24 protein-coding genes, 2 tRNA genes and 1 pseudogene are annotated in these 26,661 nt (G+C 72.8%); 18 read left to right on the top strand and 9 right to left on the bottom strand.

Translation table 11 applies throughout. The features are described from left to right. From ACTWM8_RS24300 to ACTWM8_RS24275, 6 genes are all read left to right on the top strand, one after another. Positions 1–429: a RidA family protein gene (locus ACTWM8_RS24300; RefSeq protein WP_446211034.1), complete on the top strand. Its 429-nt coding sequence runs from the start codon at positions 1–3 to the stop codon at positions 427–429. After that, entirely contained in the window at positions 426–950 is a 525-nt protein-coding gene (locus ACTWM8_RS24295; RefSeq protein ID WP_446211033.1) for a 3-hydroxyanthranilate 3,4-dioxygenase, read from the top strand. The genes ACTWM8_RS24300 and ACTWM8_RS24295 overlap by 4 nt, the downstream gene beginning before the upstream one ends. Continuing rightward, positions 950–2,035, top strand: coding sequence for an amidohydrolase family protein (locus ACTWM8_RS24290; protein ID WP_446211032.1), 1,086 nt, complete (start codon positions 950–952; stop codon positions 2,033–2,035). Before ACTWM8_RS24295 ends, ACTWM8_RS24290 begins: the two co-directional genes overlap by 1 nt. A gap of 70 nt (positions 2,036–2,105) precedes the next feature. After that, complete coding sequence (locus ACTWM8_RS24285; protein ID WP_446211031.1) at positions 2,106–3,569, top strand: amidase; 1,464 nt, start codon at positions 2,106–2,108, stop codon at positions 3,567–3,569. 55 nt (positions 3,570–3,624) lie between these two features. Further along, positions 3,625–3,927 carry an aa3-type cytochrome oxidase subunit CtaJ gene (ctaJ, locus tag ACTWM8_RS24280; RefSeq protein ID WP_446211030.1) on the top strand — a complete coding sequence of 101 codons (303 nt, stop codon included), beginning with the start codon at positions 3,625–3,627 and terminating at the stop codon, positions 3,925–3,927. Further along, the gene (locus ACTWM8_RS24275; RefSeq protein ID WP_446211029.1) at positions 3,914–4,321 is read left to right on the top strand and encodes a DUF5130 family protein; all 408 of its coding nucleotides are present in this window, start codon (positions 3,914–3,916) and stop codon (positions 4,319–4,321) included. Before ctaJ ends, ACTWM8_RS24275 begins: the two co-directional genes overlap by 14 nt. A 120-nt stretch (positions 4,322–4,441) precedes the next feature. On the opposite strand, the gene pepN is transcribed toward ACTWM8_RS24275, so the two are convergent. Continuing rightward, the gene (pepN, locus tag ACTWM8_RS24270) at positions 4,442–6,988 is read right to left on the bottom strand and encodes an aminopeptidase N (RefSeq protein WP_446211028.1); all 2,547 of its coding nucleotides are present in this window, start codon (positions 6,986–6,988) and stop codon (positions 4,442–4,444) included. A gap of 246 nt (positions 6,989–7,234) precedes the next feature. Between pepN and ACTWM8_RS24265 the strand changes: the two genes are divergently transcribed. The 4 genes from ACTWM8_RS24265 to ACTWM8_RS24250 all read left to right on the top strand — a co-directional run bounded on the left by ACTWM8_RS24265 (position 7,235) and on the right by ACTWM8_RS24250 (position 10,343). Further along, positions 7,235–7,834 (top strand): mycothiol-dependent nitroreductase Rv2466c family protein, encoded by a 600-nt coding sequence (locus tag ACTWM8_RS24265; protein ID WP_446214656.1) that lies wholly within the window; start codon positions 7,235–7,237, stop codon positions 7,832–7,834. Between the two features lie 384 nt (positions 7,835–8,218). Further along, positions 8,219–8,530 (top strand): hypothetical protein, encoded by a 312-nt coding sequence (locus tag ACTWM8_RS24260; protein ID WP_446211027.1) that lies wholly within the window; start codon positions 8,219–8,221, stop codon positions 8,528–8,530. Between the two features lie 71 nt (positions 8,531–8,601). Further along, entirely contained in the window at positions 8,602–9,804 is a 1,203-nt protein-coding gene (locus ACTWM8_RS24255; RefSeq protein WP_377612535.1) for a DUF1015 family protein, read from the top strand. A gap of 71 nt (positions 9,805–9,875) precedes the next feature. After that, positions 9,876–10,343, top strand: coding sequence for a ribose-5-phosphate isomerase (locus ACTWM8_RS24250; protein ID WP_446211026.1), 468 nt, complete (start codon positions 9,876–9,878; stop codon positions 10,341–10,343). Positions 10,344–10,415: 72 nt separating this feature from the next. On the opposite strand, the gene ACTWM8_RS24245 is transcribed toward ACTWM8_RS24250, so the two are convergent. Together ACTWM8_RS24245 and ACTWM8_RS24240 are read right to left on the bottom strand one after the other, a co-directional pair. Continuing rightward, entirely contained in the window at positions 10,416–10,745 is a 330-nt protein-coding gene (locus ACTWM8_RS24245; protein ID WP_446211025.1) for a hypothetical protein, read from the bottom strand. Positions 10,746–10,791: 46 nt separating this feature from the next. Then, the gene (locus ACTWM8_RS24240; RefSeq protein WP_446211024.1) at positions 10,792–12,027 is read right to left on the bottom strand and encodes a GNAT family N-acetyltransferase; all 1,236 of its coding nucleotides are present in this window, start codon (positions 12,025–12,027) and stop codon (positions 10,792–10,794) included. 109 nt (positions 12,028–12,136) lie between these two features. Here ACTWM8_RS24240 and ACTWM8_RS24235 point away from each other — a divergent pair, with 109 nt between their 5' ends. Beyond that, entirely contained in the window at positions 12,137–12,676 is a 540-nt protein-coding gene (locus ACTWM8_RS24235; RefSeq protein ID WP_446211023.1) for a hypothetical protein, read from the top strand. A 213-nt stretch (positions 12,677–12,889) separates the two neighbouring features. Here ACTWM8_RS24235 and ACTWM8_RS24230 read toward each other — a convergent pair. Both ACTWM8_RS24230 and ACTWM8_RS24225 read right to left on the bottom strand, forming a co-directional pair. Next, a pseudogene (locus tag ACTWM8_RS24230) lies at positions 12,890–15,562 on the bottom strand (Hsp70 family protein); the annotation flags it as partial. Between the two features lie 450 nt (positions 15,563–16,012). After that, positions 16,013–16,435 (bottom strand): hypothetical protein, encoded by a 423-nt coding sequence (locus ACTWM8_RS24225; RefSeq protein WP_446211022.1) that lies wholly within the window; start codon positions 16,433–16,435, stop codon positions 16,013–16,015. 284 nt (positions 16,436–16,719) lie between these two features. Between ACTWM8_RS24225 and ACTWM8_RS24220 the strand changes: the two genes are divergently transcribed. From ACTWM8_RS24220 to fxsT, 3 genes are all read left to right on the top strand, one after another. Beyond that, positions 16,720–17,358 (top strand): SAM-dependent methyltransferase, encoded by a 639-nt coding sequence (locus tag ACTWM8_RS24220; protein WP_446211021.1) that lies wholly within the window; start codon positions 16,720–16,722, stop codon positions 17,356–17,358. A gap of 301 nt (positions 17,359–17,659) precedes the next feature. Then, positions 17,660–18,094 (top strand): hypothetical protein, encoded by a 435-nt coding sequence (locus ACTWM8_RS24215; protein WP_446211020.1) that lies wholly within the window; start codon positions 17,660–17,662, stop codon positions 18,092–18,094. Between the two features lie 40 nt (positions 18,095–18,134). Beyond that, positions 18,135–20,516, top strand: coding sequence for an FxSxx-COOH system tetratricopeptide repeat protein (fxsT, locus tag ACTWM8_RS24210; protein WP_446211019.1), 2,382 nt, complete (start codon positions 18,135–18,137; stop codon positions 20,514–20,516). A gap of 419 nt (positions 20,517–20,935) precedes the next feature. Here the strand turns inward: fxsT and ACTWM8_RS24205 are convergent, their stop codons facing one another. Together ACTWM8_RS24205 and ACTWM8_RS24200 are read right to left on the bottom strand one after the other, a co-directional pair. Then, on the bottom strand, positions 20,936–22,090 hold the full coding sequence (locus ACTWM8_RS24205) for a low temperature requirement protein A (RefSeq protein ID WP_446211018.1): 1,155 nt from the start codon (positions 22,088–22,090) through the stop codon (positions 20,936–20,938). 101 nt (positions 22,091–22,191) lie between these two features. Further along, the gene (locus tag ACTWM8_RS24200) at positions 22,192–22,317 is read right to left on the bottom strand and encodes a hypothetical protein (protein WP_446211017.1); all 126 of its coding nucleotides are present in this window, start codon (positions 22,315–22,317) and stop codon (positions 22,192–22,194) included. Positions 22,318–22,330: 13 nt separating this feature from the next. Between ACTWM8_RS24200 and ACTWM8_RS24195 the strand changes: the two genes are divergently transcribed. After that, a complete protein-coding gene (locus ACTWM8_RS24195; RefSeq protein WP_446211016.1) occupies positions 22,331–22,546 on the top strand; it encodes a hypothetical protein in 216 nt (71 codons plus the stop codon). A gap of 287 nt (positions 22,547–22,833) precedes the next feature. Here the strand turns inward: ACTWM8_RS24195 and ACTWM8_RS24190 are convergent, their stop codons facing one another. Then, positions 22,834–23,073, bottom strand: a complete 240-nt coding sequence (locus ACTWM8_RS24190; RefSeq protein WP_446211015.1) for a hypothetical protein — start codon at positions 23,071–23,073, stop codon at positions 22,834–22,836. 1,078 nt (positions 23,074–24,151) lie between these two features. Here ACTWM8_RS24190 and ACTWM8_RS24185 point away from each other — a divergent pair. Next, positions 24,152–24,532: a tyrosine-type recombinase/integrase gene (locus ACTWM8_RS24185; RefSeq protein WP_446211014.1), complete on the top strand. Its 381-nt coding sequence runs from the start codon at positions 24,152–24,154 to the stop codon at positions 24,530–24,532. Positions 24,533–24,624: 92 nt separating this feature from the next. On the opposite strand, the gene ACTWM8_RS24180 is transcribed toward ACTWM8_RS24185, so the two are convergent. Beyond that, positions 24,625–24,698 (bottom strand) — tRNA-Gly (locus tag ACTWM8_RS24180). Between the two features lie 280 nt (positions 24,699–24,978). On the opposite strand from ACTWM8_RS24180, the gene ACTWM8_RS24175 reads away from it, so the two are divergent. Together ACTWM8_RS24175 and tig are read left to right on the top strand one after the other, a co-directional pair. Further along, positions 24,979–25,052: transfer RNA gene (locus ACTWM8_RS24175), tRNA-Pro, on the top strand. A gap of 148 nt (positions 25,053–25,200) precedes the next feature. After that, positions 25,201–26,553 carry a trigger factor gene (gene tig / locus ACTWM8_RS24170; protein WP_446211013.1) on the top strand — a complete coding sequence of 451 codons (1,353 nt, stop codon included), beginning with the start codon at positions 25,201–25,203 and terminating at the stop codon, positions 26,551–26,553. Positions 26,554–26,661: the final 108 nt, after the last annotated feature.

The raw sequence follows: 26,661 nt of genomic DNA, 5'->3' as shown, positions 1-26,661 counted from the left end.
GTGACCGGGTCGGCGCACGTCGTCAGCGGCAAGGCCGTGCCGCGGGGGGCGTTTCCGCATGTCAAGGTGGCGGGCGGGTTCGTCTTCGTCTCGGGTACGTCGTCGCGGCGGCCGGACAACACCTTCGCGGGTGTGTCGGTGGACGAGTTCGGCACCACGGACCTCGACATCCGGGTGCAGACCCGGGCGGTCATCGAGAACATCCGCGATCTGCTGCGGTCGGTCGGTGCGGAGCTGTCCGACCTCGTCCAGGTGACCTCGTACCTGGTCAACATGAACGACTTCGGTGGTTACAACGAGGTGTGGGCGGAGTTCTTCGACGCGTCCGGGCCGACCCGGACGACGGTTGCCGTGCACCAGTTGCCGCACCCGCACCTGCTGATCGAGATCCAGGCCGTCGCCCTGCTTCCCCAAGGAGGTCAGTCGTGAGTGAGATCGCCGAGCCGTTCAGCTTCCCGGGCTGGATCGCGGAGAACCAGCACCTGCTGAAGCCGCCGGTGGGCAACAAGGAGATGTTCCCGGGTGGGGACGACTTCATCGTGATGGTGGTGGGCGGGCCCAACCAGCGCACCGACTTCCACGTCGACCCGTACGAGGAGTTCTTCTACCAGGTCAAGGGCAACATGCACGTCAACCTGATGACGCCCGAGGGGCCGCGTACGGTGCACGTGCGCGAGGGTCAGATGTGGATGCTGCCGCGCAACACCCCGCACTCGCCGCAGCGTCCCGAGGCCGGCTCGATCGGCGTGGTGGTGGAGCGGGTCCGCGAGGAGGGCACGCTGGAGAAGTTCCAGTGGTACTGCCCGGAGTGCGGGCACAAGGTGCACGAGGTGGAGTTGCAGGTGCGCGACATCGCCGCCGACCTGCCCCCGGTCTTCCAGGCGTTCTACGCCGACGAGTCCGCGCGCACCTGCGACAAGTGCGGCACGCTGCACCCGGGCAAGGGCTGATGCGTCCACCGGTCGTCGACGTGCACACGCACGTCGTACCCAGGGGGTGGCCGGACCTCGCCGCGGCGTGCGGCGGGTCCGGCTGGCCCTGGTTGCGGGTGGACTCCGAGCGCGCCGCCATGATCATGGTGGGGGAGACCGAGTTCCGTCCGGTCGGCGCGGAGTGCTGGGACGCCCCGACCCGGCTGGCCGACATGGCCGCCGACGGCGTCGACGTGCAGGTGGTCTCCCCGACGCCGGTCTTCTTCTCCTACGACCGCCCCGCCGACCAGGCGGTGAAGGTCGCCCGGATCTTCAACGACCTCACCCTGGAGGTCACCGCCGCCGGTGGGGACCGGCTGGTGCCGTTCTGCCAGGTGCCCCTGCAGGACCCGGACGCGGCCTGCGCCGAGCTGGACCGCTGCCTGGCGGCCGGGCACGTCGGCGTGGAGATCGGCAACCACGTCGGCGACCGCGACCTCGACGACGCCGGCATCGTGCAGTTCCTGACCCACTGCGCGGAGGTGGGCGCGCCGGTCTTCGTGCACCCGTGGGACATGCCGGGCGGGCCCCGGCTGGACCGGTGGATGGCCCGCTGGCTCACCGGCATGCCCGCCGAGACGCACCTGTCGGTGCTGGCGCTCATCCTCGGCGGGGTCTTCGACCGGGTGCCGGAGACGCTGCGGATCTGCTTCGCGCACGGCGGCGGCAGCTTCCCGTTCTGGCTGGGCCGCGCCGACAACGCCTGGCACCGCCGTGGCGACCTGGTACGCGGCGCCTCGACCGCCCCGCCCAGCTCGTACACCGACCGGTTCAGCGTCGACTCGGTGGTCTTCGCCCCGGCCGCGCTGCGGCTGCTGGTCGACACCATGGGCGCGGACCGGGTGCTGGTGGGCAGCGACTACCCGTACCCGCTGGGGGAGCGGCCGGTCGGTCGGGTGGTCCACGAGGCGGACTTCCTCACCGCCGAGCAGCGCGACAAGCTGCTCGGCGGCAACGCGCTGCGCTTCCTCGGCATCGACCGGCAGCTCGCCGCCCATGACCTGCTCCCGATCGGTCGCGACTGGACCGGCCTGCTCGACGAGGACAAGACGCCCTCCTCCTGATCGGCCGGCTCCGCGTCCCGGCCGGTCGTGTCGGCGGGCCAACCGGCCGCCGAGCGGGCAGGATGGCGGCATGGCCGAGCCGCACGACCTGACCGCGCTGGAGCAGGCCGCCGCCGTCGCGCGGGGCGAGCTCTCCAGCGTCGACCTGGTCACGCACCACCTCGACCGGGTGGACGCGCTCGGCGACACCGTCGGCGCGTTCGTCACCGTCACGCCCGAACGCGCCCTCGCCGCCGCCCGGGCCGCCGACGCGGTGCCGGTCGCGGGGCGCGGGCCGCTGCACGGCGTACCGACCGCGATCAAGGACCTGACCCTCACCGCCGGGGTGCGCACCACCTTCGGCTCGGCGGCGTTCGCCGACTTCGTCCCGCCGGTGGACGCCGACGTGGTCCGGCTGATGGCCGCCGCCGGGCTGGTCAGCCTCGGCAAGACCACCACCTCCGAGCTGGGCTGCTCGCTCTACTCCGAGGGGCTGGTCGCGCCGCCGGCCCGCAACCCGTGGGACCTGGCGTACACCGCCGGCGGCTCCAGCGGCGGCGCGGCGGCCGCGGTGGCCACCGGCCTGGTGCCGGTCGCCCAGGGCTCCGACGGCGGCGGGTCGGTGCGCATCCCGGCCGCCCTCTGCGGCCTGGTCGGCTACAAGCCGAGCCGGGGCCTGGTCTCCAGCGGCCCGCTCGGCTCCGGCGCGTTCGGCCTGCCCACCAACGGCCCGCTCGGGCGTACGGTCGCCGACGTCGCCGCGCTGCTCGACGCGATGGCGGTGCCGGTGCCCGGCGAGCCGTACCTGCCGCCGCCGCGACCCGACGGCGGCTACCTCGCCGTGGCCCGCCGGGCCGCTCCGGGCCGCCTGCGGATCGGCCGCTTCGACGCCCCGATGCTCGCCGAAGAGCCGGTCCACCCCGACTGCGTCGCCGCGGTGGACCGGGCCGCCGCGCTGCTCACCGCGGCCGGCCACGAGGTGGTCGAGGTCGACCGGCCGCTCGGCCCCGCGGTGTGGCCGCTCTTCGAGACCCTCTGGTACGTGCTGGCGCTGGCCCCGGTGCCGCCGGAGCGGGAGTCCGAACTGCTGCCGCTGACCCGGTTCCTCCGCGCCCGGGGCGCGGTCGTCGGCGCCGGCGCGCTGATGGCCACCCTCGGCGAGATCCAGGCCCAGGTACGCCTCGGCGCCCGCCGCACCGCCGACTGCGACCTGCTGCTCTGCCCCACCCTGGCCGCACCTCAGGCGCCGGTCGGCTGGTTCACCGCCGACGCCGACCCGGCGGCCGATTTCGACCTACAGCGCCGGTTCTCGCCGTACTGCGCGGTGTTCAACGTGACGGGAGATCCGTCCGTCTCGCTACCGCTCGGGCGCACCGCGACCGATCTGCCCGTCGGGGTGCTGCTGACCGGTCGCTACGGCGACGACGCCCGACTGATCGCCACGGCAGCGCAACTGGAACACTGCAGTGACGGATGGGATCGGCACCCCGCAATCTGGCGGGGCGTCGACTCCGCTAACGTGAATGGCAGCGGAGTCGGGCGGTCGGCGCCATGATCGTCCACCCGACCCGGATGCTCTGGTCGCTATCTTCCGCCTGGGGGCGTTGGGATTGTCTGTCACTGAGACGTTGCTGATCTTCGTCGGCATCCCGGCGGCGGTGATGCTGGTGATCGTCGGTCTGGTGTTCGCCAGCAACCGCCGTGGTGGCGGCGGGTCCAAGCGCTACCGGCCGGGCCGCCGCTTCGACTTCACCCCGGTCTGGTTCCTGGGCCGCCCGGAGCAGCTGGCCGACTCGGCCGGCACCGCCCTGTCCGCGGGCGCGCAGGCGCCGGCGCTGACCAGCCACAAGCTCGAGCGGGCCGGCATCGAGGCGCCGGCCGGTGGAACCGGAGGCGCAAGTGACCGTTGGTGAGATGCAGACCGGGACGGGTAACCCGCCCGACGTGCTGGACGGGCCGTTCTCGACCCGCCAGCTGCTGCGCATCGACGAGGCGCTCCGCCTGGCCGACCAGGGCACCGGCCTGGTCTTCTCGGTCTACGTGGGCGGCCTCGACGAGCCGATCCGCGAGCACGCCGAGCGCCTGCACCGCCAGCTCGCCGAGCCCGACCGGTCCGTCCTGATCGCGGTGTCGCCCAACCAGCGCCAGCTGGAGGTGGTCACCGGCCGGCATGCGCGCAAGCGCATCCCCGACACGTACGCCCGGCTCGCCGCGCTGTCGATGGTGGCGGCGTTCGGCGGCGGCGACCTGACCGGTGGCATCATCAACGGCCTCGACCAGCTCGCCAGCCACGCCGGCAGGGCCTGAGCCTCCGCACGTACGACGAAGCCCGGCCCGCGTCACGCGGGCCGGGCTTCGTGTTTCCGATGACGGGGCGGGGCCGGCGCGGACTCTCGCCCACGCCGGCCCCGGACCGGGTACTCCTGGTCAGGCGCTCTGGGCGTCCTTGGCGCGGGCCTTGAGCGAGCGGACCACCCCGTCGCGGCCCTCGGCGACCAGCCGGCGCAGCGGCGCCGGGTGTCCGTCCTGCGCCAGCCAGGCGTCGGTGGCCGCCACCGTCTCCTCCTCGACCAGGTACGCCGGGTAGGCGAGCTGGACGAACTCCTGCGCCGGCTCGCTGTCCCGCTGCGCCCAGACCTGCGCCACGCTGGCGAAGTACTTCTCCCGGTACGGCGCGGTGAGCTCCACCTGCGCCGGGTGGGTGAAGCCCTGCAGCAGCGCCCGGTTGCGCCAGTTCGGCAGCGACTGCGGGCCGGTCAGCTCCGCCCAGACCGCCGCCTTGTTCTCGGCGGTCGGCACCAGTGCGTGCGCGTACGCGGCCTCCCGCTCGCCACTGGCCGTCCGGTCGGCGGCCAGCTCGGCCTCGACCTCGGCGGCGCCGGCCGCCCCGTTGGCCACCAGCGACTGGAGGACCGTCCAGCGCAGCTCGGTGTCGATGGTCAGCCCGGCCGGTACGCCGCTGCCGTCCAGCCAGCCGCGCAGGGTCGCCAGGTCCTCGGCGGAGCGGGCCGCCGAGGCGTACGCGCGGGCCCAGGCGAGCTGGAAGCCGCTGCCCGGCTCGGCGGCGGACAGCGCCGTCTTCGCGGTACGGGACAGCTCCGCCCAGCCGGTCGGCGCCCAGGCCGGGTCGGCGTAGACGGTGAGCGTGGTGCTCGCCTGGCGCAGGGTGGCGGTGACCAGGTTGATGTCGGTCTCGGCGGGGAGCCCGGCCAGCACCAGCGCCACGTAGTCGCGGGCGGCGAGTTCCGCGTCCCGGGTCATGTCCCAGGCGGCCGTCCAGCACAGGGCCCGGGCCAGCGAGGACTCCAGCCCGGCGATGTGCTGCACCACGGTCGCCATCGACCGCTCGTCCAGCCGCAGCTTGGTGTACGTCAGGTCGTCGTCGTTGAGCAGCAGCACGTCGGCGGCCCGCGTGCCGCGCAGCGCGGAGAGCTCGGTCTGCTCGCCGGTCACGTCGACCTCGATCCGCTCCCGGCGGACCAGCCGGCCGTCGGTGCGGTCGTAGAGGCCCACGCCGATGCGGTGGGTACGCAGCGTCGGGTGCCCCGCCGGCGCCTCCTGGCGGACCAGCACCCGCTGGTACGTCCCGTCGTCGCCGATGGTCACCTCGGGGCGCAGCGTGTTGACCTGGGCGGTCTCCAGCCACTGCGCGGCGAACTTGCGCAGCTCCCGGCCGGAGGCGGTCTCCAGCTCGGAGAGCAGGTCGTCGAAGGTGGCGTTGCCCCAGGCGTGCTTGCCGAAGTACGCCCGCAGGCCGGCCACGAACGGCTCCTCGCCGACGTACGCGACGAGCTGCTTGAGCACGCTGGCGCCCTTGGCGTAGGTGATGCCGTCGAAGTTGACCTCGACCGCCTCCAGGTCCGGCATCTCGCAGTACACCGGGTGGGTGGAGGAGAGCTGGTCCTGCCGGTATCCCCAGTTCTTCCGGATCGACAGGAAGGTCGTCCAGGCCTCGGAGAACCGGGTGGCGTGGGTGTTGCACCAGTGGCTGGCCCATTCGGCGAACGACTCGTTGAGCCACAGGTCGTTCCACCAGCGCATGGTGACCAGGTCACCGAACCACATGTGCGCCAGCTCGTGCAGGATCGTGTTGGCCCGCTGCTCGTACTCGAAGTCGGTGACCTGGGAGCGGAACAGGTAGTGCGACTCGGCGTGCGTGACGCAGCCGAAGTTCTCCATCGCGCCGGCGTTGAAGTCCGGCACCCAGAGCTGGTCGTACTTGGGCAGCGGGTAGCGCACCCCGAACTGCTCGTGGAAGAAGTCGAAGCCCTGCTTGGTGATCAGGAACAGGTCGTCGGAGTCCAGGTGCGGCGCCATCGAGGCCCGGCAGAAGACCCCCAGGTCGATGCCGTCGTGGCTGTCCCGCACCTCGTGGTACGGCCCGGCGCAGAGCGCGGTGATGTAGGTGCTCATCCGCGCCGACTCCACGAAGTGGACGGTCTTGAGCGCCTCGCCGGCCGGCTCCTCGCGCTCCACCGGCATGTTGGACACCACGCGCCAGTGGTCGGGGACGGTGGCGTGCCAGGTGTAGACGCTCTTCAGGTCGGGCTGGTCGAAGCAGGCGAAGACCCGCTGCGCGTCGGCCGTCTCGAACTGGCTGTAGAGGTAGGTCTCGCCGTCGACCGGGTCCACCGTGCGGTGCAGGCCCTGCCCGCTGTTGGAGTACGCGAAGTCGGCGTCCACGACGAGCGTGTTCTCCGCGGCCAGCCCGGACAGCGCCAGGCCCTTCTCGGCCGACCAGCCGGAGAGGTCGACCGGCGCGCCGTTGAGCGTCGCCGACCGCACCGACTCGGCGGCGGTCTCGATGAAGGTGCCGGCACCCGGCTCGGCGCAGCGGAACCGGACCTCGGTCACCGACCGGAACGTACGGCCCTCGGCCTGCACGGCGGTCGACAGGTCCAGGCTGATGTCGTACCCGGTCACCTCCAGCAGGCGGGCCCGCTCGGTGGCCTCCACCTGGGTCAGGTTGCGCACTCCCGGCACTTTTCGTCTCCATCCCACTCTCGCCGCCTCGCGGCGCCAGCCCAGTCGGCCGCTCGTGACGGCCGGCCCGAGCCGAGTCTTCCATGCACCGACGCCCCGCGGTGGTCGAGGTCACGCTCTCATTCCCCTGCCAGTCGATGCCCTGCGGGGTGAGGATCGAGGCAGCGGCGCCGGGGCTGCCCGGCGCGTCACTCGTCGCGAAGGGACCTCACCGTGACCGATCGTGTCACCGTCGACATGTGGTTCGACCCCCTGTGCCCCTGGGCGTGGATCACCTCCCGCTGGCTGCTGGAGGTCGAGAAGGTCCGGGACGTGGACATCCGCTTCCACGTGATGAGCCTCTCGGTGCTCAACGAGGGTCGGGACCTGCCCGAGGAGTACCAGGAGCTGATGAAGAAGGGCTGGGGCCCGGTACGCGTCTGCGTGGCCGTCGAGCAGCAGCACGGACAGGAGGCGGTGGCGAAGCTCTACACCGCCATGGGCACCCGGATCCACCTGGGTAAGGAGCAGCTCGGCCCGGAGTTGTTCAAGGCCGCGCTCACCGATGTCGGCCTGGACCCGGCGCTGGCCGGCGTCGCCGACACCACCGAGTACGACGAGGCGCTGCGGGCCAGCCACGAGGCCGGGATGCGCCCGGTCGGCACCGACGTCGGCACCCCGGTCATCCACGCGCCCGGCCCGGACGGCCGCCAGGTGGCGTTCTTCGGCCCGGTGATCACGCCGGCCCCGAAGGGCGAGGCCGCCGGACGGCTCTGGGACGGCGTCCTGCTGGTCGCCGGCACCCCGGGCTTCTACGAGCTCAAGCGCTCCCGGGAGCTGGGCCCGATCTTCGACTGACCCGCGGCCGTCGCCCCGGGCCCGCTCGTCCGGTCCGGGGCGACGACCCGGCTCGGGGGGCGAGGACGGTGTGGCGCTCCTGTCGAGCTGATGACGTGGACGATTCACCGCGTCGCTGGTTGGTGATTCGTTCACGACATCAGCTCCACAGCGTCCGGAGACCTCGTTGCCGCGCACCTCGACCCGCCAGCGGCGCCGGCGCGCACCGGGCTCGCCCCTCGAGCGGACCCGCTGACCGCGCCCGGCCGCGTCCGACTCCGCAGCCCGTCGCCGTGCCGGCCCCGGCCCGCCGCCGCGTCACCCTCCCCGGCACGATTTCGTTTCTCCCGGTGTCCAGCGCAGCGGCCGCAGCGGCCGCACCCGGCCGACCCGGAGGCTTTCCCGATGGCCAAGCACCGCCGTCCGTCCGCTGACGACCTGTCGACGGGGCAGGAGGTGGCCGACCCCACCACGTACTGGTCGGTCGACGACTGCCACTGGCCGACGGTCAGCCCGGAGCTCCCCGTCGAGATGGTCGACCTGCTCGCCCCGCCGATCGTGGTCGGCGTCGCCCGCGTCCCGGTGACCTCTCGGGCCACCCCGCCCGGCGCCCGGCCGGCCGGCCCGGGTGGCTCCGCGCCCGCGCCCCCTGGCGCGGCCGTCCCCAGCCAGACCGGACGGCACCGCCGCGCCAAGGAGCCGGCCGAGCGGGGATGACCGGTTCATCTGGTGGACCCGGCGCGGGGTCGGCGTCGCCCGAGCGGCCGACGCCGGTAGCGTCAACGGGCATGACGGTCGTGCATCCGATCGCCCGGGCCTGGATCACCACTGGCGGCACCGGCGCGCAGAACTACGACGAGTTCGCCGACGACGCGGAGATCACCGCGATCATCGAGGCGAACCCGCACAGTGCCCTCGGCATCGAGATGCCCCACCGGGCGCCGGAGAGCCTCGGCAAGTCCTTCCTCGACGCGCTCGGCGACGCCGTGGCCCGCCTCGCCGAGGCCAAGGCCGACGGCAGCTACACCCCGGCCGAGCAGGTCGTGGTGCTCTACCGGATCAGCGCACCGGGCGAGGAGTCGGCGTACGGGCTCTTCGCCATGGTGGACACCGACCAGATCTCCACCAGCGCCGACGAGCCCGGCCTGGTCATCCGCAACGAGGACGTCTTCATCGCCAAGGTGCGCGAGCGGGTGGCCCTCGCCGAGGCGCTGGGGCACCTGCTCTCACCCGTACTCCTGCTCCAGACCGGGCGCGGCGACGAGCTGCACGCCGCGCTCGCGGCGGCGACCGAGTCCGCCGGCGCGCCCGCCGCGACCGACACCGACCAGGCCGGCCGCACGCACGCCATCTGGCTGCTCGGCCCCGGCCCGCAGCAGGACGAGCTGACCGCGCTGGCCGGCGGCGGCGAGCTGGTGGTCGCCGACGGCAACCACCGCAGCCTGGCCGCGCAGACCGGCGGCCTGCCCCGCTTCCTGTCGGTGGTCACCACCCCGGCGTCCGTCGCCATCCAGCCCTACAACCGGCTGGTCAGCGAGCTGACCACCACCGGAGACGAGCTGCTCGACCGGCTGCGCGCCGCCGGCGCGACGATCACCCCGATCGACGGCCCGGTCGAGGTCCCGCAGGCCGGCGGCACCGTCCACCTCCGGCTGTCCGGCCAGGGGTACGCGGTCACGCTGCCGCACGACGAGGGCGCCGCCCGGCTGGAGAACCTGGACCACGCGCTGGTCGAGCGGCTGCTGCTGCGCGACGCGCTCGGCCTCGACCCCGGCGACAAGCGGATCACCTACGTCGGCGGCGACTACCCGGCGAGCTGGCTCACCGGCGAGGTCGACGCCGGCCGGGCCGAGCTGGCGATCCTGATCGCCCCGGTGACCGTGGACGACTTCGTCGCGGTGAACCTGGCGCGGGAGAAGATGCCCCGCAAGAGCACCTGGTTCACCCCGAAGGCGCGTGGCGGCCTGGTCGTCGCCGAGCTGCCCCGGTGACGCTGTGACGAATCCGCCCCGGTCCGCCGCCCGTGCGACGTGCCGGGGCGGGGCCTGACAGACTGCGCGGTATGCGCGTCTACCTGGGATCCGATCACGCCGGTTTCGAGTTGAAGGTGCACCTGGCCAACCACCTGGCCAAGCAGGGCTACGAGCTGGTCGACGTCGGGCCGCACGCCTTCGACCCGGACGACGACTACCCGGCCTTCTGCCTGCACACCGGTGACCGGGTGGTCAACGACCCGGGCAGCCTCGGAGTGGTCATCGGCGGCTCCGGCAACGGCGAGCAGATCGCCGCCAACAAGATCGCCGGCGTCCGGGCGGCGCTGGCCTGGAACGTCGAGACCGCCCAGCTCGGCCGGGAGCACAACGACGCCAACGTGGTGGCCGTCGGCGCCCGCCAGCACACCCTGGACGAGGCGACCGCCATCGTCGAGGCGTTCCTCACCACGCCCTTCTCGGGCAACCCGCGGCACTCCCGGCGGATCGCCCAGGTGGCCGAGTACGAGCGCACCCGCCAGCTCCCCGAGCTGCCCTGACCGTCGGCTGACCCCCGCCGCACCGGGCCGGGGTCCCGTTCGAGGCCGGCCCGTGCGGGCCGGCCTCGGCCGTCACCGGCCGGAGCGGGGCAGGTCCTCGCGGGGCACCCAGTTGCGGCGGACGATCACCAGCCGGGCCTCCGCCTCGGCCAGGTCCTCGTCGGTCGGCCGGGCGGCGTCCCGGGCCCGCAGCGCCGCGCCGACCCCGACCTGCGAGGAACCGGAACCGACCAGCCCCCGCAGGCCCCGCTCGCTCTCCTCGGCCCCGCCGCCGCGCCGCGCCCGGGGCGCGGGCGTGCCGTCGTGCACCTCGGCCGTGGCCGCCGTCGGGCCGTCGCCGTCCCCGGCCATCCCGTCCGGCTGGTGCCGCAGCCGGCGTCGCCGTCGCTCCGCATCCGCCATCAGCCGACCGTACCGCCCACACCGGCCCCGGTGGCCCCGCCGGCGCTCAGAAGACCTCCATCGCCCCCGGGGCGCGGTGCCAACCGAAGGCCGGGCCGACGGCGGCGAGCGCGCCGGGACGCAGCTCGCGGAGCCGACCCGTGGCGGCCAGCGCGGCCGGTGCCACGCCGCCGAGGTACAGCTCGCCGAGGCCGCGTACGTCGCAGGTCAGCTCCGCCGGGACCTCGGTGCGGACGCACACCGCGCCGGTGGGGCCGCCGGTGAGCCGCCAGCGCCCGGTGTTCTCCGGCAGCAGCTCGTCGGTGACCTCGATCACCACGTCGACGGGGGTCGGGTACCGGCGGGCGGCCAGCGCGGCCGGGACGTCCACCACCCGCACCCAGAGCGCGTCGACCAGCTGGGCGCCGAGCCGGCGGGGCTCGTCCACCAGGCGCAGCAGCGGCTCGTCCACGGCGACCCGGCCGCAGGAGAGCTGCCGGGTCAGGTCGACCGAGAACATCGTCCGCCACAGCGCCAGGTACGCCTCGGGGTCGGCCGCGACCACCTCGTCCACCCGTACCTGGCCGCGCGGCCCGCGCTGGTCCCACTCCTCCCGGGTCCGCCAGAGCGCGTACCCGTCCACGCCGTCCGGCCCCTCGTGCAGCAACGCCCGGCGCGGGGTCGCCCCGCCCCGCCAGGCGGTCGGGTCGGCCAGCACGTACCGCCACCAGCGCTCGCTCCGGTCCGACCAGCCGGGGCGGTCCGGGCGTACCCGGTCGTATACCCAGGCCAGCTCGGGTTGCGACGCGACCGGGTCGGCCAGGCGGAGGGTGCCCGCCGCGGACGCCGGCTCCGGCAGCCGCAGCTCGGCGGTGGCCGGGCAGTCGACGGCGAGGCGCTGCGCGGCCAGGCCGTAGCCGAACCGCGGGTAGATCCGTCCCTCGCTGGCCCACAGCACCGCGATCGGCTCCCGGCCGGTGTCGTGGAGCTCCCGAAGCTGGCGGCCCATCAGCGTGCTGAGCAGGCCCCGGCGGCGGTGGGTGACGGCCACCGCGACCATGGTGACGTGCGCCGCCGCCACCGTCGCCCCGGGAACGGTGAGCGTCCGGGTGAAGGCGGCGGCGTGCGCCACCGGTCGACCCCCGTCGCGGACCAGCAGCGACCGGTCCGGCTCGAAGATGCCCCGCTCGACCTCGCGGACGTCGGTGTCGAACGCGCTGTGGAACGCGTCACCCATCAGGTCGGCGATCTCGTCGAAGTCGGTCGCGGCCGGAACCTGCACGTCGGCGAGGGGGTGGGTCATCGCCCCTGTCTAGCCCATCATCGGCGGGGCGGCGACCGATTTGCCGGCTGGCTACCCTCGAAGACGGCGGGCCGGCCGGAGGCCGGCACCGGTCAGGGGAGGACACGAGATGGCAGACCAGACACAACCGTGGGCGGAGCGGACAGTCGAGGTGCCGCCGCAGCCCGGTGTCGGGGTGCCGCCGCAGCGGGACGCGTTCCGCCCCGGCGTCGCCTCCGTCGGGCGGCCGCGCACCCCACGCACCGAGCAGTTCCCCACCGTGGGCGCCGACGAGCACACCTGGAACGAGCCGGCCGAGCCGCGCCGGCCGATGAGCTGGCACCTGGCGCAGCTGCGCCAGGGCCGCGAGTGGAGCATGGCGGGGGCGCTCTTCGCCTTCGTCTGCTGGGGGATCTGGGCCATCTCCGGGCGGGGCGACCTGGGCGCGCCGCTGCTCACCTTCGTGCTGAGCCTGCTGGTGGCGGTCGGCCTGTTCGCGCTGTCCCGCCTGATCGGGCGGGTGATCTGGGAGCGTCAGCTGGGCCGGATCCGGCGCGGCGCGCGCGGCGCGCACCTGGTGACCGCGATCTTCCTGGTCGGCGTCGGAGTCGCCTATCTTCAGCAGACCGAGTGGGTCGTGTCGGTCTGGAACTTCATCACCGGCAACTGACGTACGTCGCGGGCGGATCGGCCGGGGGCCGACCCGCCCGCGCGTCCGGTCGCGGGAGGCCGCGACAACGGGTCGTTCTCCACCAGGCCGGCGGTGCTTACCCCGCCGGCCGCGGTTCATCCGCGCCCCGGCCGCGCCGTCACGCCGAGCCCCTCCGCGTCCGCCTTGGGGGAAAACGACCCGCCCGCCGCAGTGAACTCCGGCCGTGGGGGCTCAGTCGTCCCCGGCGAAGCGGTACAGCACGAAGTCCTTCTCCCGGCCGCAGGCGATCAGCGAGGCGTTCCACGAGCAGGACTCGCTGCGGACGTCCTTGAGCTCACCCATCTCGAACGGCGACTTTCCGTCCACCGCCATGCCGGCGAGGCTGGGGTCGTCCTCGGCGGTGCTCGGCGGTTCCGCGAAGAGCAGCACGTTGCCCGCGTCCAACCGGACCGCCACGCCGTCCCGGTCGGCCAGCACCGCCCTGCCGTCGGCGTCGAAGAGGGTGACGGCGTACTGCGGGGAGTCCCGCCGGGCCAGCAGGTGCTCGCCGACCGACACCAGCCCGTCGGCCTCCGGGGCCGGCCAGTGCCGGCTGCCCTTGCCCTCGGTCGCCGCCACCACCTCGGTGCGCGCGGTCTCGCCGTCCGGCACCTCCAGCAGGCAGGCCCGGTGCTCGCCGCAGGCGACCAGCGACTGCGGTCGCCGCCCGCCGTCCGGAGCGGTGTAGAGCACGTCCGGCTCGCCGAGGCTCGCCAGGTCGTACCCGAGCAGTCGGTAACCGCGCTCGTCCTCGGTGACGTACAGCCGGTCGGCGTGCGCCACCACCAGGTCGTCGACGTCGGCCACGTTGGGCCGGCTGCGCAGCACGTCACCGCTGTCCATGTCGATCAGCCGGACCGACCGGTCGGCGCCCACCTGCACCAGCCGGCCGCCGGTACCGAGCCAGGGTGCCGTCGGCGCGCCGGTAACCGACCCGGCACCGCTCGCCGCCTCCGGGGTGCCGACCCGCACGACCCGGGTCCGGTTGCTGCCGTACTCGTCGCGCGGACTGTCCTGGCGCCACTCCTCGTGGCCGTCGCGCATCCGCAGGCCGACCAGTCGGTCGCCGGTCCGGTCGACCCAGACCACCGTGTCCCGGGTGTAGTGCAGGTCGTCGTCGCCGTGCACGGAGAGCCGCCAGCGTTGGTCGCCGGAGCCGGCGTCGAGCACCAGCAGGTCGCGCGGCGTGCTGTCGCCGGACGCGTCCGCGAGGACCGCCACCCCGCCGGGCAGCGCGCGGATCCCGGTCCACCGCTGCGCGCCGACCGGGGTGGCCTTGCGCCACAGCTCGTCCCCGCTGCCCGCGTCGACCGCCATCACCTCCAGCCGGTCGTCGGCCAACTGGTGGGCGAGATAGGCACGGTCGCCGAGGACCGAGGTGAACACGGCGGTCGCGCGCTCCGCGCCGGCCTTCGGCGTGGCCACCACCTCCAGGGTCCGGAACTCCAGCGCCGGGTAGCGGTCCCGGGTCAGCCAGAGCACGGTCGCGGCCAGCACGCCGACCACCGCCAGGCCCGCGCCGAGCGCGATCCAGAGCCCTCGCCGGGACCGTCCCGGCCCGGTCGGACCGCCGCCGGGTGCCGGCGACACCGGCGGAGCCGACTGAGGTACGCCCGACCAGCCCGCCACCGTCCCGGCTGCCGGCGACACCGCCTGCCCGGGCAGGTACGGGTCGGGCCGGGTCGGCGCCGGCCGGGGCAGCGTCGCCGCCGTCGCCGTCTTCGCCGCCGGGTCGGCCACCCCGGCCGCCTCACCGGGTGACCCGTGCGCCGCCGCCGCGTGCCCCGGCGTCTGCTGCGGCGTCGCCGGTTGGCCTGGCGTTCCGTGCGCCGCCGCGTCGCCGGGTGACGCGTGCCCCGGCGTCTGCTGCGGCGCCGCCGCTCGGCCCGGCGTCCCGTGCGCCGCCTGCCCGGGCGCTCCGGGTGCCGCTGCCGGAACGTGGCCGGGTGCTCCGGCGGCGACCGGCGCCGGCCGGGACTGCGGGCGGGGCATCGGCAGGTCGGTCAGCGCGCCCTCGGCGACCGGCAGCTCGGGCTGTTCCAGCACCGTCGGCGCGATGCCCAGCTCGGCGTGCAGCATCCGGGCCACCAGCGGTATCCGGGACGAACCGCCGACCAGGAAGAGCCCGGCCAACCGCTCCGGGGTGAGCCCCGCGGCGGCGATCACCTCGCGGGTCTCCGCCACCGCCCGGGCCAGCAGGGGAGCGGCGAGCCGTTCCAGGTCGGCCCGGTCCAGCCGCGCCGCCGTCTCCACCCCCGGTACGGCGACCGGGGCGACGGTGGCCCGCGACAGCATCTCCTTCGCCCCGCGCACGTTGTCCCAGAGCTGCTGCCGGTCCCGCCACTGGGTGCCCGTCTCCGGCGTCGTCAGCCGGGCCCACCGTGCCGGATCGACGTCGGCGACCAGCTCCCCGAGCCGACCCACCAGGGCGGCGTCCAGGTCCAGGCCGCCCAGGTCGGCCACCCCACCGGTGGAGATCACCGTGAAGCCGGAGTCCCCCCACGGGTCGGCGCCCTCGTTGCGGACCACGGCGACGTCCAACGTGCCGCCGCCGAAGTCGAAGACCGCGACCGCGCCGCCGACCGGCACCGGCCGGCGCAGCACGTCGGTGTAGTACCGGGCGGCGGCCACCGGCTCCCGCAGCAGGCGGGTCCCGGGCGGGATCGGTCCGGACATGGTGTGCTCGGCGGCCGTGGGCCAGCCGGCGAGTGCCAGCGCCTCGTGCAGCACCTGCCGTCGGGGCGCCTCCCACGCCGCCGGGTAGGTGACCACCGCCGGGGGCAGGAAGCCGGCCGCCGCGACCGCCGACTCCGCCACCGCGCGCAGCGTCGCCGCCAGCAGCTCCGCCGGGGGGTACGCCCGCCCGCCCAGCGACACGGTCGGCTCGTCCACCCGCCGCTTCGGGTTCGGCTCGTACCCGGCCGGGTCGGCCTGCGCCAGCCGCTGCGCGTCCCGGCCGACGTGCAGCCGCCCGTCGGCGTCGGCGTACACGCCGGAGGGGAGGATCGGCTGGCCGTCGACGAGCAGCGGCCGGGTCCGCCCGTCCGGCCAACGCAGCACGGCCACGGTGTTGGACGTGCCGAGGTCGACGCCGAGGGCAAACCCGTCCTGCTGGCCTGCCATCGGTCGATACCTCCACGCCCACGAGTTGCCCGGCCCCGCATCGTACGCAGCCGATGCAGCAGACCCGATCGACCGCCCGGCCCCGTCCGCCGGCCGAAACGAAGGTGCGCGGCAGCGGGACGGCGGGCGGCGCGCGCCTCGCCTGATCGTCGCGCTTCCAACGGCTCGGCGGTCGGCCCGCAGCCCAGGGGGTCAGTCGACGAGCCAGGTGTACAGAGTGGTCATGGGCGGGCTCACCCAGGCGGCGACGACGAGGGTGGCGAGGACAGTGCCCGCCAGCAGGCTGCGCCTCCGGGCGGACCCGGCACGCATCCGGGGGGAGGCGAGCCGGGCGACGGCGACCAGCGCCGTGCCCGCCGCGGCCAGGGGCACCATGCCGATGACGACGACCAGCACCAGCCACACCCCGCCCCACAGCCCCGGCCAGAGGTCGGCGTTGCCGGTGGCGGCGTCACCCTGGCGAGGCAGGTAGAGGTGCCCGGAGAAGGCGGCGGCCCGGCCCAGCGCGACGCTGACGGCGACGACGTAGACGCCGACCAGCAGGAACTGCGTACGGGCCAGGGCGCGCCCAGGTGTGCGCGGCGCGGGGGTCGCCGCGAGATCGGCGGTCGTCATGGACGGGATGCTAGCCATCGACGGTCGACTCCGATGCCCCGCCGGAGCACGGGCTTCGGGTCTCGCCGCGCGCCGCCATCGGCGGGAGCGACGGTGCCTGGGCCGCCAGGCGCCGGCGGGTTTGTCCTCGCCGCCCGTCGACCGGGCCGGGGAAAAACAGACGCAGCACGATGGAGCGCCGAACGGCGACTGAGGCATTCGGGGATGGCTGCGGGCGCGGCCCCCAGTCCGGCTGGTCCACGACGGGGCGTCGGTGCCGACCTTGCTCTGACAAGGTGAGCCGGATGACCAACCAGACTCACTGGCAGGCGTGGCATGAACCCTACGCTGATGAGAACTCCCCGCTGTCGCGTCGACTGCGGCTGGTGCAGCAGCACATCGCCTCGTGGCTCGACCAGCGTCCCGATGAGCGGTTGACCGTGGTGAGCGCATGCGCGGGGCAGGGTCATGACCTCATCGGTGTCCTCGCCCCACGGCCGGATGCCCATCGGGTCCAGGGAACCCTGCTTGAGTACGACGCGGGCAACGTGGCCGCTGCCCAAGCCGCAGCCGGCCAGGCTGGGCTCTCGAACCTCGTGGTCAGGCAGGCAGACGCTGGGCAGCTCTCGTCGTACGTCGGGGCGGTTCCGGCCGATCTGGTGCTCATGGTTGGGGTCTTCGGCAACATCTCCGACGGTGACGTGCAGCGAACGGTTGCCGCCCTGCCCCAGCTGTGCGCAGAGGGCGCCACCGTGATCTGGACCAGGGCGCGGCGAGCACCGGACCTGACGCCGGCCGTACGGGCGTGGCTTCGCGATGCCGGCTTCGTGGAGGAGGCATTCCACGCTCCGGACGATGTGCGGTTCTCTGTGGGCGTTCATCGGCTTGACGGCGCACCGCGTCCCCTGGACGCCACGGGAACGGTCTTCAAGTTCCTCCACTGATGGAGTGGTGATCGCCGCCGATCGCAGCGGATCTCCTCGTCGGGCAGTCGTAGACCGTCCAGCCTCCCCGACGGGGACAAGGTGGCCCCTGGTGACCGTCCCGGCTACCGGCTACTGGCACATCGACGGCACGCCTGTGATTGGCCTGACCTGCACGGGGCGGATGGCAGCTTCTCTGCCCGGGCTGGTTGCCAACCATGTGTCCAGCCTTCGACAGGAGCTCTGGACCCCCTGCAGGGTTTCCCAGTGTTGTCTCTCCGTGTACTACTAGGACCACGGTGGGTATGAGCCTGGAGGGGCAATGGCGGTGGAGTTGTTGGCTACGGCGGCCAGCGCGCTGGTGGGGGCGATGGCTACGGATGCCTGGGGATGGGCCAAGACCAGCTTCGCACGGCTATTCGGTCGCGACGACCCAGCGCGGGTGGAGGCGGTGGAGCGGCGGCTAGAAGGATCGCGGAGCGAGTTGGAGGGTCTGTCTGGTCAGGAGATGGTGCAGGCCCGGTCGAGGCTGGAGACGGCCTGGCAAGCCCGCCTGGGCGATCTGCTGGAGGACGACCCAGATGCGATTGTGCGCCTGCAGGCGCTGGTCAAGGAGGCAGCTGGGCGGGTGCCACAGCCGACGATCGGCTCGGTCCAGCAGCATGCCGTGGCGTTCGACAACGCCCGGCAGGCGGTGCAGGGCCAGGGACTCCAGGCCAACACCTTCGGTGGTGGATCAGGTGCCGCAGGCCGATAAGCTCACGGCCGAGGCAATCGACCGGGCGGATGCCCAGGTCGTGGATCAGTTCGTGTCGGCCGCCGGCTGGGCGCAGCAGGCAGTGCAGGGGGCTGGCACCCAGCACAACTACTTTCTGGCGCCGGCATCGGCGGAGGCACTGCCGTCGATCGCCCCGCCGTGGGGGCGCCGGAATCCGCAGGCACCGCTGCGGGGCCGGGATTCACTGGTCGAGCGGCTGAGCCGGATCGTGACCGCGCAGAGTGACAGTCCGCGCGTGCACGTCCTGTACGGCCTGGGCGGGACCGGCAAGACGCGCCTGTCGCTGGAGGTCGCACGCCGGATCGCCGCCCAGGGTGTGGAGGTGTGGTGGGTCTCGGCCGTGGACTCCGGCATCTTCGCCGCAGGGATGCAGGCGGTCACTCACCGGCTCGGGGCCACCGTCGAGCAGCTGTCGCAGGCGAACCCTGCGGATCTGGCCTGGCGGCTGCTGCGCCAGCACGCGCAGCGGTGGCTGCTGGTGATCGACAACGCCGACGATCCGCAACCCGTGCTGGCCCCGAATGGGCAAATCGCCGACGAGACGGGCTGGCTGAGGCCACCGGGACCAGACGGGGCCATTCTCATCACCACCCGCGACGGGGACCCTCGCACGTGGGGGCCCCAGGCGGCCCTGCATTGGGTGCCGGAACTGAGTGGGCGCGACGGCGGCCAGGTCCTGCAGGATGTCGCCGGTCCGGTGGCCGGATCCCGCGCCGAAGCCGACGCGCTCGCCGAGCGGCTCGGCGGGCTGCCACTGGCGCTACACCTGGCCGGCTCCTATCTGGCGACCGTCACCGCGACGCCAGCGGCGTTCCGGGAGCCGGGAGCTCCGGTGACGTTCACCGAGTACCAAGCCACCCTTGACCGTGACTTTGGCCAGCTGTTCCCGTGGTCCAACCCTTCAAGCGGCTCCGCGCAGGAGGCGGGCAACGCCGTCATCACCCACACGTGGGAGCTGTCCCTGGCACTGCTGCAGCGGCGCGGCATCGCCGAGGCGCGGCCGCTTCTGCGCCTGCTGTCCTGCTTCGAGCTCGCACCCATTCCCTACGGTCTACTGCTGCACGTGCCAACGATGGCCGCCTCCCCGCTGTTTCCCGGTCTCAGCGCCGCTCGGCTCTGGCAAGCGTTGACCGCGCTTGCCGGCCTGAGCCTGGTCACCCTCGCCCAGGACACCACGACCACCGCCGAGGAGGTTGCGGACGCCGTGGCGCTGCATCCCGTGGTGCGTGACACCAACCGGGCGCATCCTGACGTCGCCGAACACCTGGACGCCTACCTTCCGCTGGTCACGCAACTGCTGTTGCGTGCCATGGACATCGAAACCCAAGAACCAGGTGATCCAGCCTGGTGGCCGATCTGGCAGGCTGTCGCCCCGCACGCCCCGAGCGCCCTGCACCTACTGTCGCCTGACGCCGACCTCCCCCACGAAGCCAGGGAAAAAATCAGCTGGCCCGCCACCTACGGCGCCTACTACTACAGGGCGGTCGGCCGTTACGCCCAGGCCGACAGTGATCTGCGTGAGGTGCTCGCCGCGGAAACGCGACTCCTAGGCGAGGAGCACCGAGACGTCCTGGTCACCCGGCACACCCTGGCTGGCCTGCTGCGCGACCGGGGGCAGCTGGAGCAGGCCGAGGCCGAGTACCGGGCCGTGCTGGCCGTCCGCAACCGGATCCTGGGCGAGGAGCACCCCAGCACTCTGGCCACCCGGCACGAGGTGGCCGTTCTGCTGCGCGACCGGGGGCAGCTGGAGCAGGCCGAGGCCGAGTGCCGCGCCGTGCTGGCCGCCCGCAACCGGATCCTGGGCGAGGAGCACCCGAACACTCTGACCACCCGGCACAACCTGGCCGTCCTGCTGCACCATCGGGGGCAGCTGGAGCAGGCCGAGGCCGAGTACCGCGCCGTGCTGGCCGCCCGCAACCGGATCCAGGGCGAACGGCACCCCGACGTTCTGACCGCCCGGCAGGAGCTGGCTGGCCTGCTGCGCGACCGGGGGCAGCTGGAGCAGGCCGAGGCCGAGTACCGGGCCGTGCTGGCCGCCCGCAACCGGATCCAGGGCGAGGAGCACCCTCACGCCCTGAGCACCCGGCACAACCTGGCCGTTCTGCTGCGCCGCCGGGGGCAGTTGGAGCAGGCCGAGGCCGAGTACCGGGCCGTGCTGGCCGCCCGCAACCGGATCCAGAGCGAGGAGCACCCTCACACCCTGACCACCCGGCACAACCTGGCCGTCCTGCTGCACCACCGGGGGCAGTTGGAGCAGGCCGAGGCCGAGTACCGGGCCGTGCTGGCCGCCCGCAACCGGATCCTGGGCGAGGAGCACCCTCACACCCTGAGCACCCGGAAGAACCTGGCCGTCCTGCTACGCGACCGGGGGCAGGTGCCGAAGCAGACCGAGCCCGAATGACGCTCGCCAAGCCCGACGCGAAGCCGTTACAGATCAATCGGGCCGGGAGCTTGTGCCCCGCATGGGACACGCCACCATGCGGGCCGTTCTCGTCTACCAGCACCTACCAGCGAGATCGCCCGATGGACCGCCCCATCGCCGGCAAGGGCCGACGCTCCCAGTGAATGGCACGCGGATGGCACCAAGATCCAACAATGGGGGAGAGCGGGAGGCCCAGGTGCCGCGATCATGCGGTCAAGCTGGCCTTCGGGAGTGGAGCGGGCGACGGGAATCGAACCCGCACCGTCAGTCTGGAAGGACGAAGATCAGGGCGGACAAGGCCCTGGTGGGCCACGCCAAGACAGCGAGTGTGAGACCGCTCGTGCCCCCTGGCGACCGCCCGACCAGAGCGAAGGAGCGCCGCCCATGCGTCGCAGTGATCATGTACGCGCCGCGCGGCTGAGTGGTGCGCCGGGACGGTGCCCGTCGATCAGCAGCATGACGAGCATCAGGATGATCACGACGCCCAGGTGCAGGGCAGAGTTGACGCTTGCGCCGATGGGGGTGCTGGCCAGGACGAGCGCGGCCGTGGCAAGGCGGCTGGTGGTCCGCCCGACGCCGAGGGAGTGGCGAAGGTCGGCGATGGCGGCGAGGAAGAGGGCCACGCCGGCGGTGAGGGCGAGCGCGGCGGGCCATCCGGCGGGGGTCTCGGGGTGGGCCACCACGGCGTGCAGGCCGGTGGCGGTGGCGATGATGCCGAGAAGCAGCACGAAGTGGGTGAGGACGTAGACGCGGACGGACATGCGGGCTCGGGTGGCGTCGTCGGCGCGTTCGAGGGCCGCCTCGCCGGCGGCGGTGTCGGTGAAGTAGGTCCACCAGAGGGTGACGGGGAGGGCGAGGGCCATCACGACGGCGCCGGCGACGCCGGCGTTGAGATGGTCGACCCGGGCGCCCATACCGATGGCGACGACGGTTTCACCGAGGGCCACGATGACGAGCAGGGCGTGCCGTTCGACGAAGTGGGCGGGGCGGATGTGGAAGCTCGCGGCGCTGCCGACCCAGGAGTGGCCGGGCAGCAGGTGGGGCAGGACGGTCTGGGTGAAGATGGCGGCGACCCAGAGGACCGGCACGGCGGGTCCGGTGAGTAGGCCAGCGATGATCACGAGGGCGGCGCCGCCGAGGTTGTAGGGGGCGAACCGGCGGACCGCGGGGCGGGCAATGGTGCGGGTGAACAGGGCGACGTGGACGGTGACCACGATCAGGTAGCCGACGCCGAAGAGCAGGCCGCTGCCGGTGAAGGCGTCGGGGATGGCGACGGCGGTGAGCAGGAAGCCGGCCATGCCGCCGAAGAGGAGGAGTTTGCGGGCGGGGCGGCGGGGTGGGACGTGGTTGGTGAGCCAGGCGTAGCCGCTGTAGAGGTACCAGAGCAGGCCGAGGATCAGGACGGTCTGGCCGACGCCGGCCCAGCTGAGTTCGTGCTCGAGCAGGCCGGCGAGTTGGGTGATGGTGAGGACGAAGACGACGTCGAAGAAGATTTCGACGGGGGTGGCCCGGTCGGCGACGTCGGCGTTCTGGTCGCGGGACTCGCTCGACATGGCGTGACGTTAGCGGGTGGCAGCGGCCGTCCGAGGGCGTATAGGACGATCACCCCCGGGTCGCGGGGGCGACGCCGGGGGCGGCCGGGGGAGCGGGCGGTTCAGTCGTTGCGGTGGGCGTCCGACCAGGCCCGGCCGGCCTCGGGGAGGATGTCGATCCGGTCGTAGTAGGCGTACGAGCCTGAGAGGGCTGACTTCATCTTCGGGCGGGCGGTCAGGTGGACCAAGACGGTCGCCTCGGTGGGCCTGGCCGGCTTCCACTTCCATGACCCACGGCATGCCGGCAACACGCTCGCCGCGTCTGCGGGGGCCAGCACCCGGGAGATCATGCACCGCATGGGCCACGCCACCTTGCGCGCCGCCCTGATCTATCAGCACGCCACCAGCGAGCGTGACCGCGAGATCGCCCAGGCGATGGACCGCCGCATCGCCGGAAATGGCCGCCGCCGGCCGTGAATGGCACCCGGATGGCACGCAAGATCCAATATGGGGAGGGGTGAAAGGGCTCAGGTGTCGCAATCGTGCGGTCTACCTGGGCCTTCATAGGTGGAGCGGGCGACGGGAATCGAACCCGCACCGTCAGTTTGGAAGAGCGTGCTCAAGGGGTCGTGATGCCCGAAACGCCTGCGGCCGGCAATGCCGCTCGTGCCCGCTCGTGACCGCTGCGCGCCACGGTTACTGGCCCGTGGATGGCCCGTCACGGCCACCGGCTTGCATGCGTCCCTGGGACAGCAGTCCACCCGTCATTCCGAGTCATCGACCCAATCCATGCCGGGGTCCTCTTCGTCGGGCGACGTTGCGATCACCTGGTCCCATGCGTTGACGATGGCTGCGGCCTGCCGCTCGCTACAGGCCAAGCCACTGAGCAGGACGTTGTTCTGATAGTCGAGGATCTCGAAGCGCCATCGATCGAGTTCCGGCCGGTGTTTCAGCGTTGCCCAGAAGTGGCCGGAAAGATCGCTGGGGAACACCTCGTCTGGCACGTACCGCTCCTCTGCCTCAAAGCCCATCTCCGCCGTGGGTCCGCACATCTGGAACAGACCTGCTCCCCGGACGCGGGCAACGCGCCGGTGCGGAGAGACCCTAGGCTGACGCCCATGTCGGGGAGCATGCGGTGATCGACCTGGACGAGCAGAATCACCAGCCGGTGGAGTCGGGTACCACCACTCCTGGCCGCCTTACGGTCAGACAGAGGATGACCCTGCAGCTCGTCGCTGCGTTCGTGGTTGGCGTTGTGCTTGGCGGCTTTGGTGTCAGCCAGCTGCGAGACTCGCGTGATCAGCGGGAGCGGGCCGGTGTGGTCGCACTCGTGGCCCTACCTGCATCGGCCGACTTCGGAGGCTCGTCCGCCTCGCAGGGATCGGTCCAACTCTCTGGGAAGTTGATGTTGATTAACGCTGGCCCCGTGCCGATCACGGTTCGTGGGGTTCATGCAGAGAGGCCGGGCGTCGTGATGCACAGCATCGGACAACCCCGTCTGTTACCCCCTGCCGGCACCGGTCAGCTCGTGGTCGAGCTGCGGTTCGAGTGCTCGACCGCATTTCAGCCAGAGCCACTATCGCTACGGTTCTCAGTCGAGACCGAGGACAAGCAGGTCAGAGGAGTCAGCTACCCCATCGCTCTCGTAGGAAGCGACTGGGAGCGTGATGCTCTCAGCATGTGCGAGCCCCACGCATAGCCACGGCGGGCTGACGCGCAACAGAACAACGCCAACCGTTGAAGCGGATCTCCTCGTCGGGCAGTCTGCGACCGTCCAGCCTCCCCGGACGGGGACCAGGTGGAGCGCCCTACCGGACGAACGACCTGGGCCCCGTCCGGGGAGGCTGGTAGCCCTTGTGGTGCCCGGCGAGGTGATCCGTGGCGGCATCTCTGAGGAGGGCCGGGGTTCGGGGCGGAGCCCCGAGGTCTTCAACGTCCTGGTCGTCCGTCAGCGTGGCCGGCCGCCCGGCCGATGCCGGCCGGAGGTCGCCAGCAGGCCGGGGCCGGGCCGGCGCGGCCCGCCTTGCGGGCCGCCTTGAATTCGGGCCGCCCAAGTCGGCTGCCGGGGCCCGGGTCGTAGCCGTGCCGGCCGCTGCCATGGAGGCGCTGCGGGCGCATCTGGCCGAGTTCACCGCCGCCGATGCTGACGCCCTGGTCTTCACCGGCGACAAAGGAGCGCTGCTGCGGTCCGGCAACTTCGGCCGGGCGGTCAAGTGGACGCGGACGGTCGCAGCGCTGGGGCTGCCCGACTTCCACTTCCACGACCTGCGGCACACCGGCAACACCCTCGCCGCAGCCTCTGGCGCGAGCACTCGCGAGCTGATGCAGCGAATGGGGCACGCGAGCATGCGGGCGGCGTTGATCTACCAGCACGCGACCAGCGAGCGGGACCGCGAGATCGCCTCGGCCATGGATCGGCGGATCGCCCGGCAGGCCCGGCGCAAGGGCGGCCAGAGCAGCTAGTGGCCCACGGATGGCCCGCAAGATCGAAGCCGGGGATTGGTCGAGCCGACCAGGATCGGGGGTTGGAGCCTCTGACCTGGGCCGGAAGCCGGTGGAGCGGGCGACGGGAATCGAACCCGCACCGTCAGTTTGGAAGACTGAAGCTCTGCCATTGAGCTACGCCCGCAGTCGCCCCGCCACGACGGGACGCGCCGACAGCCTACCCGGTCCCCCCACCCACCGCGCACAGGCATATCCACGCGTCCCCTCCCGTGCCCCGCACACTTTCCGAGAAAGAGTGGTCTCCGGCCGCTGCGAGGCCACTCTTTCTCGGAAAGTGCGCGGGGCGGCCGCCGCCCGACGGCTCCCGGCGGGTGGCGGGGGAGTCCGGTTAGTGGGGGTTCGGCGGGTTGGGGGCCTCCCCGGCACCTCCGCCGGGTGCCGACGGCATACACTTCTCGTCGCCACGGGGTGTGGCGCAGCTTGGTAGCGCACTCGCTTTGGGAGCGAGGGGCCGTGGGTTCAAATCCCGCCACCCCGACTGTCGTCCGCCGGCCGGGTCGCCCCGGGCCGTCGCCGATTTTTGTCGCGCGGTACCCGGGCGCTGCCGGAGCAGCAGCCCGGCTCGCCTACACTCGATGCGCGCAAACACGCCCAGACTCAACTGAGATCCGTCAAGGAGTACGCCTGTGAAGAGCACCGTCGAGACTCTGAGCCCGACGCGCGTGCGGCTCGCCATCGAGGTGCCGTTCGTCGAGCTCGAGCCGAGCCTCAAGAAGGCGTACCGGGAGATCGGTTCGCAGGTGCAGGTTCCCGGCTTCCGCCGGGGCAAGGTGCCGACCGCCGTCATCGACCAGCGGGTGGGCCGGGGCACCGTCCTCAACGAGGCGGTGCAGGAGGCGATTCCGCAGAACATCCTCGCGGCGGTCCGTGAGCACGACCTGAAGACCCTCGGCCGCCCGGAGGTCGAGATCACCGAGTTCAACGACGGTGACTCGCTCAACTTCACCGCCGAGGTCGACGTCCGCCCGGAGATCACCCTGCCGGACCCGGCCACCGTCGAGGTGACCGTGGACGAGCTGCAGATCGACGACAGCGAGATCGACGAGCAGGTCAAGAGCCTGCGCGAGCGGTTCGCCACCCTCAAGACGGTCGAGCGGGCCGCCCAGGAGGGCGACTACGTCCAGATCGACCTGAACGCCACCGTTGACGGCGAGGAGGTGCCGGGCGGCTCGGCCAGCAACATCTCGCACGAGGTCGGCAGCCAGCAGCTCCTGCCGGGGCTGGACGAGGCCGTGGTCGGCCTCGCCGCCGGCGAGAGCACCACCTTCACCACCCAGCTCGTGGGCGGCGACTTCGCCGGCCGGGACGCCGAGGTGGCGGTGACCGTCCGCACGGTCAAGGAGAAGGAGCTGCCGGAGCTGGACGACGACTTCGCCCAGATGGCCAGCGAGTTCGACACCATCGCCGAGCTCCGTGACGACCTGCGCGAGCGGGTCACCCGGGGCAAGCGGGTCGAGCAGATCTACGCCGCCCGGGACAAGGCCCTGGAGCAGCTCGTCGCGGCCGCCGAGGTGCCGGCGCCGGAGGGTGTCGTCCGCGAGGAGGTCGAGAGCCGCAAGGCGGCGATGATCGACCAGCTGGAGCGGATCGGTGCCTCGCTGGAGGAGTACCTCGCCGCCGAGGAGAAGACCGAGGAGCAGATCGACGCCGAGCTGAACGAGGCGGCGACCGAGGGCGTCAAGATCCAGCTCCTGCTGGACACGCTGGCCGACGCCGAGGACGTCCAGGTCTCCGACGACGAGTTCGGCCACGAGATCGTCCACCGCGCGCAGCGGGCCGGCATGGCGCCGCAGCAGTACTACGACCAGCTGGTGCGCTCCGGCGCGGCCGCCGCCGTCTTCGGTGACGTGCGTCGCGGCAAGGCCCTCGCCGCGGTCATGGAGAAGATCAAGATCAAGGACACCGCCGGCAACGAGGTCACCCTCGAGGCGCTGCGGGCCGAGAGCGAGCAGGCGCACGAGCACGACCACGAGCACTGATCTTCCCCGGTAGGCCGCCGTCCGCCCGTTGCGGTGGACGGCGGCCGAAACCGTTTTCCGGGTACGTCGGAGACACAACTGCGCTGAGAGCGAACAGTGCCCCGACCG

It is taken from the genome of Micromonospora sp. IBSANI012, from assembly GCF_052814045.1.
This window is presented reverse-complemented; position numbering and strand designations above follow the sequence as displayed.

Bases quoted from the DNA above. Each gene is read 5' to 3' on its own strand.
- ACTWM8_RS24250 (WP_446211026.1), top strand. From the start codon at position 9,876: ATGCGCGTCTACCTGGGATCCGATCACGCCGGTTTCGAGTTGAAGGTG.
- ACTWM8_RS24240 (WP_446211024.1), bottom strand. From the start codon at position 12,027: ATGACCCACCCCCTCGCCGACGTGCAGGTTCCGGCCGCGACCGACTTC.
- ACTWM8_RS24215 (WP_446211020.1), top strand. From the start codon at position 17,660: ATGGCGGTGGAGTTGTTGGCTACGGCGGCCAGCGCGCTGGTGGGGGCG.
- ACTWM8_RS24255 (WP_377612535.1), top strand. From the start codon at position 8,602: ATGACGGTCGTGCATCCGATCGCCCGGGCCTGGATCACCACTGGCGGC.
- ACTWM8_RS24225 (WP_446211022.1), bottom strand. From the start codon at position 16,435: ATGACGACCGCCGATCTCGCGGCGACCCCCGCGCCGCGCACACCTGGG.
- ACTWM8_RS24235 (WP_446211023.1), top strand. From the start codon at position 12,137: ATGGCAGACCAGACACAACCGTGGGCGGAGCGGACAGTCGAGGTGCCG.
- ACTWM8_RS24245 (WP_446211025.1), bottom strand. From the start codon at position 10,745: ATGGCGGATGCGGAGCGACGGCGACGCCGGCTGCGGCACCAGCCGGAC.
- ACTWM8_RS24205 (WP_446211018.1), bottom strand. From the start codon at position 22,090: ATGTCGAGCGAGTCCCGCGACCAGAACGCCGACGTCGCCGACCGGGCC.
- ACTWM8_RS24265 (WP_446214656.1), top strand. From the start codon at position 7,235: ATGTGGTTCGACCCCCTGTGCCCCTGGGCGTGGATCACCTCCCGCTGG.
- ACTWM8_RS24220 (WP_446211021.1), top strand. From the start codon at position 16,720: ATGACCAACCAGACTCACTGGCAGGCGTGGCATGAACCCTACGCTGAT.
- ACTWM8_RS24260 (WP_446211027.1), top strand. From the start codon at position 8,219: ATGGCCAAGCACCGCCGTCCGTCCGCTGACGACCTGTCGACGGGGCAG.
- ACTWM8_RS24290 (WP_446211032.1), top strand. From the start codon at position 950: ATGCGTCCACCGGTCGTCGACGTGCACACGCACGTCGTACCCAGGGGG.
- ACTWM8_RS24285 (WP_446211031.1), top strand. From the start codon at position 2,106: ATGGCCGAGCCGCACGACCTGACCGCGCTGGAGCAGGCCGCCGCCGTC.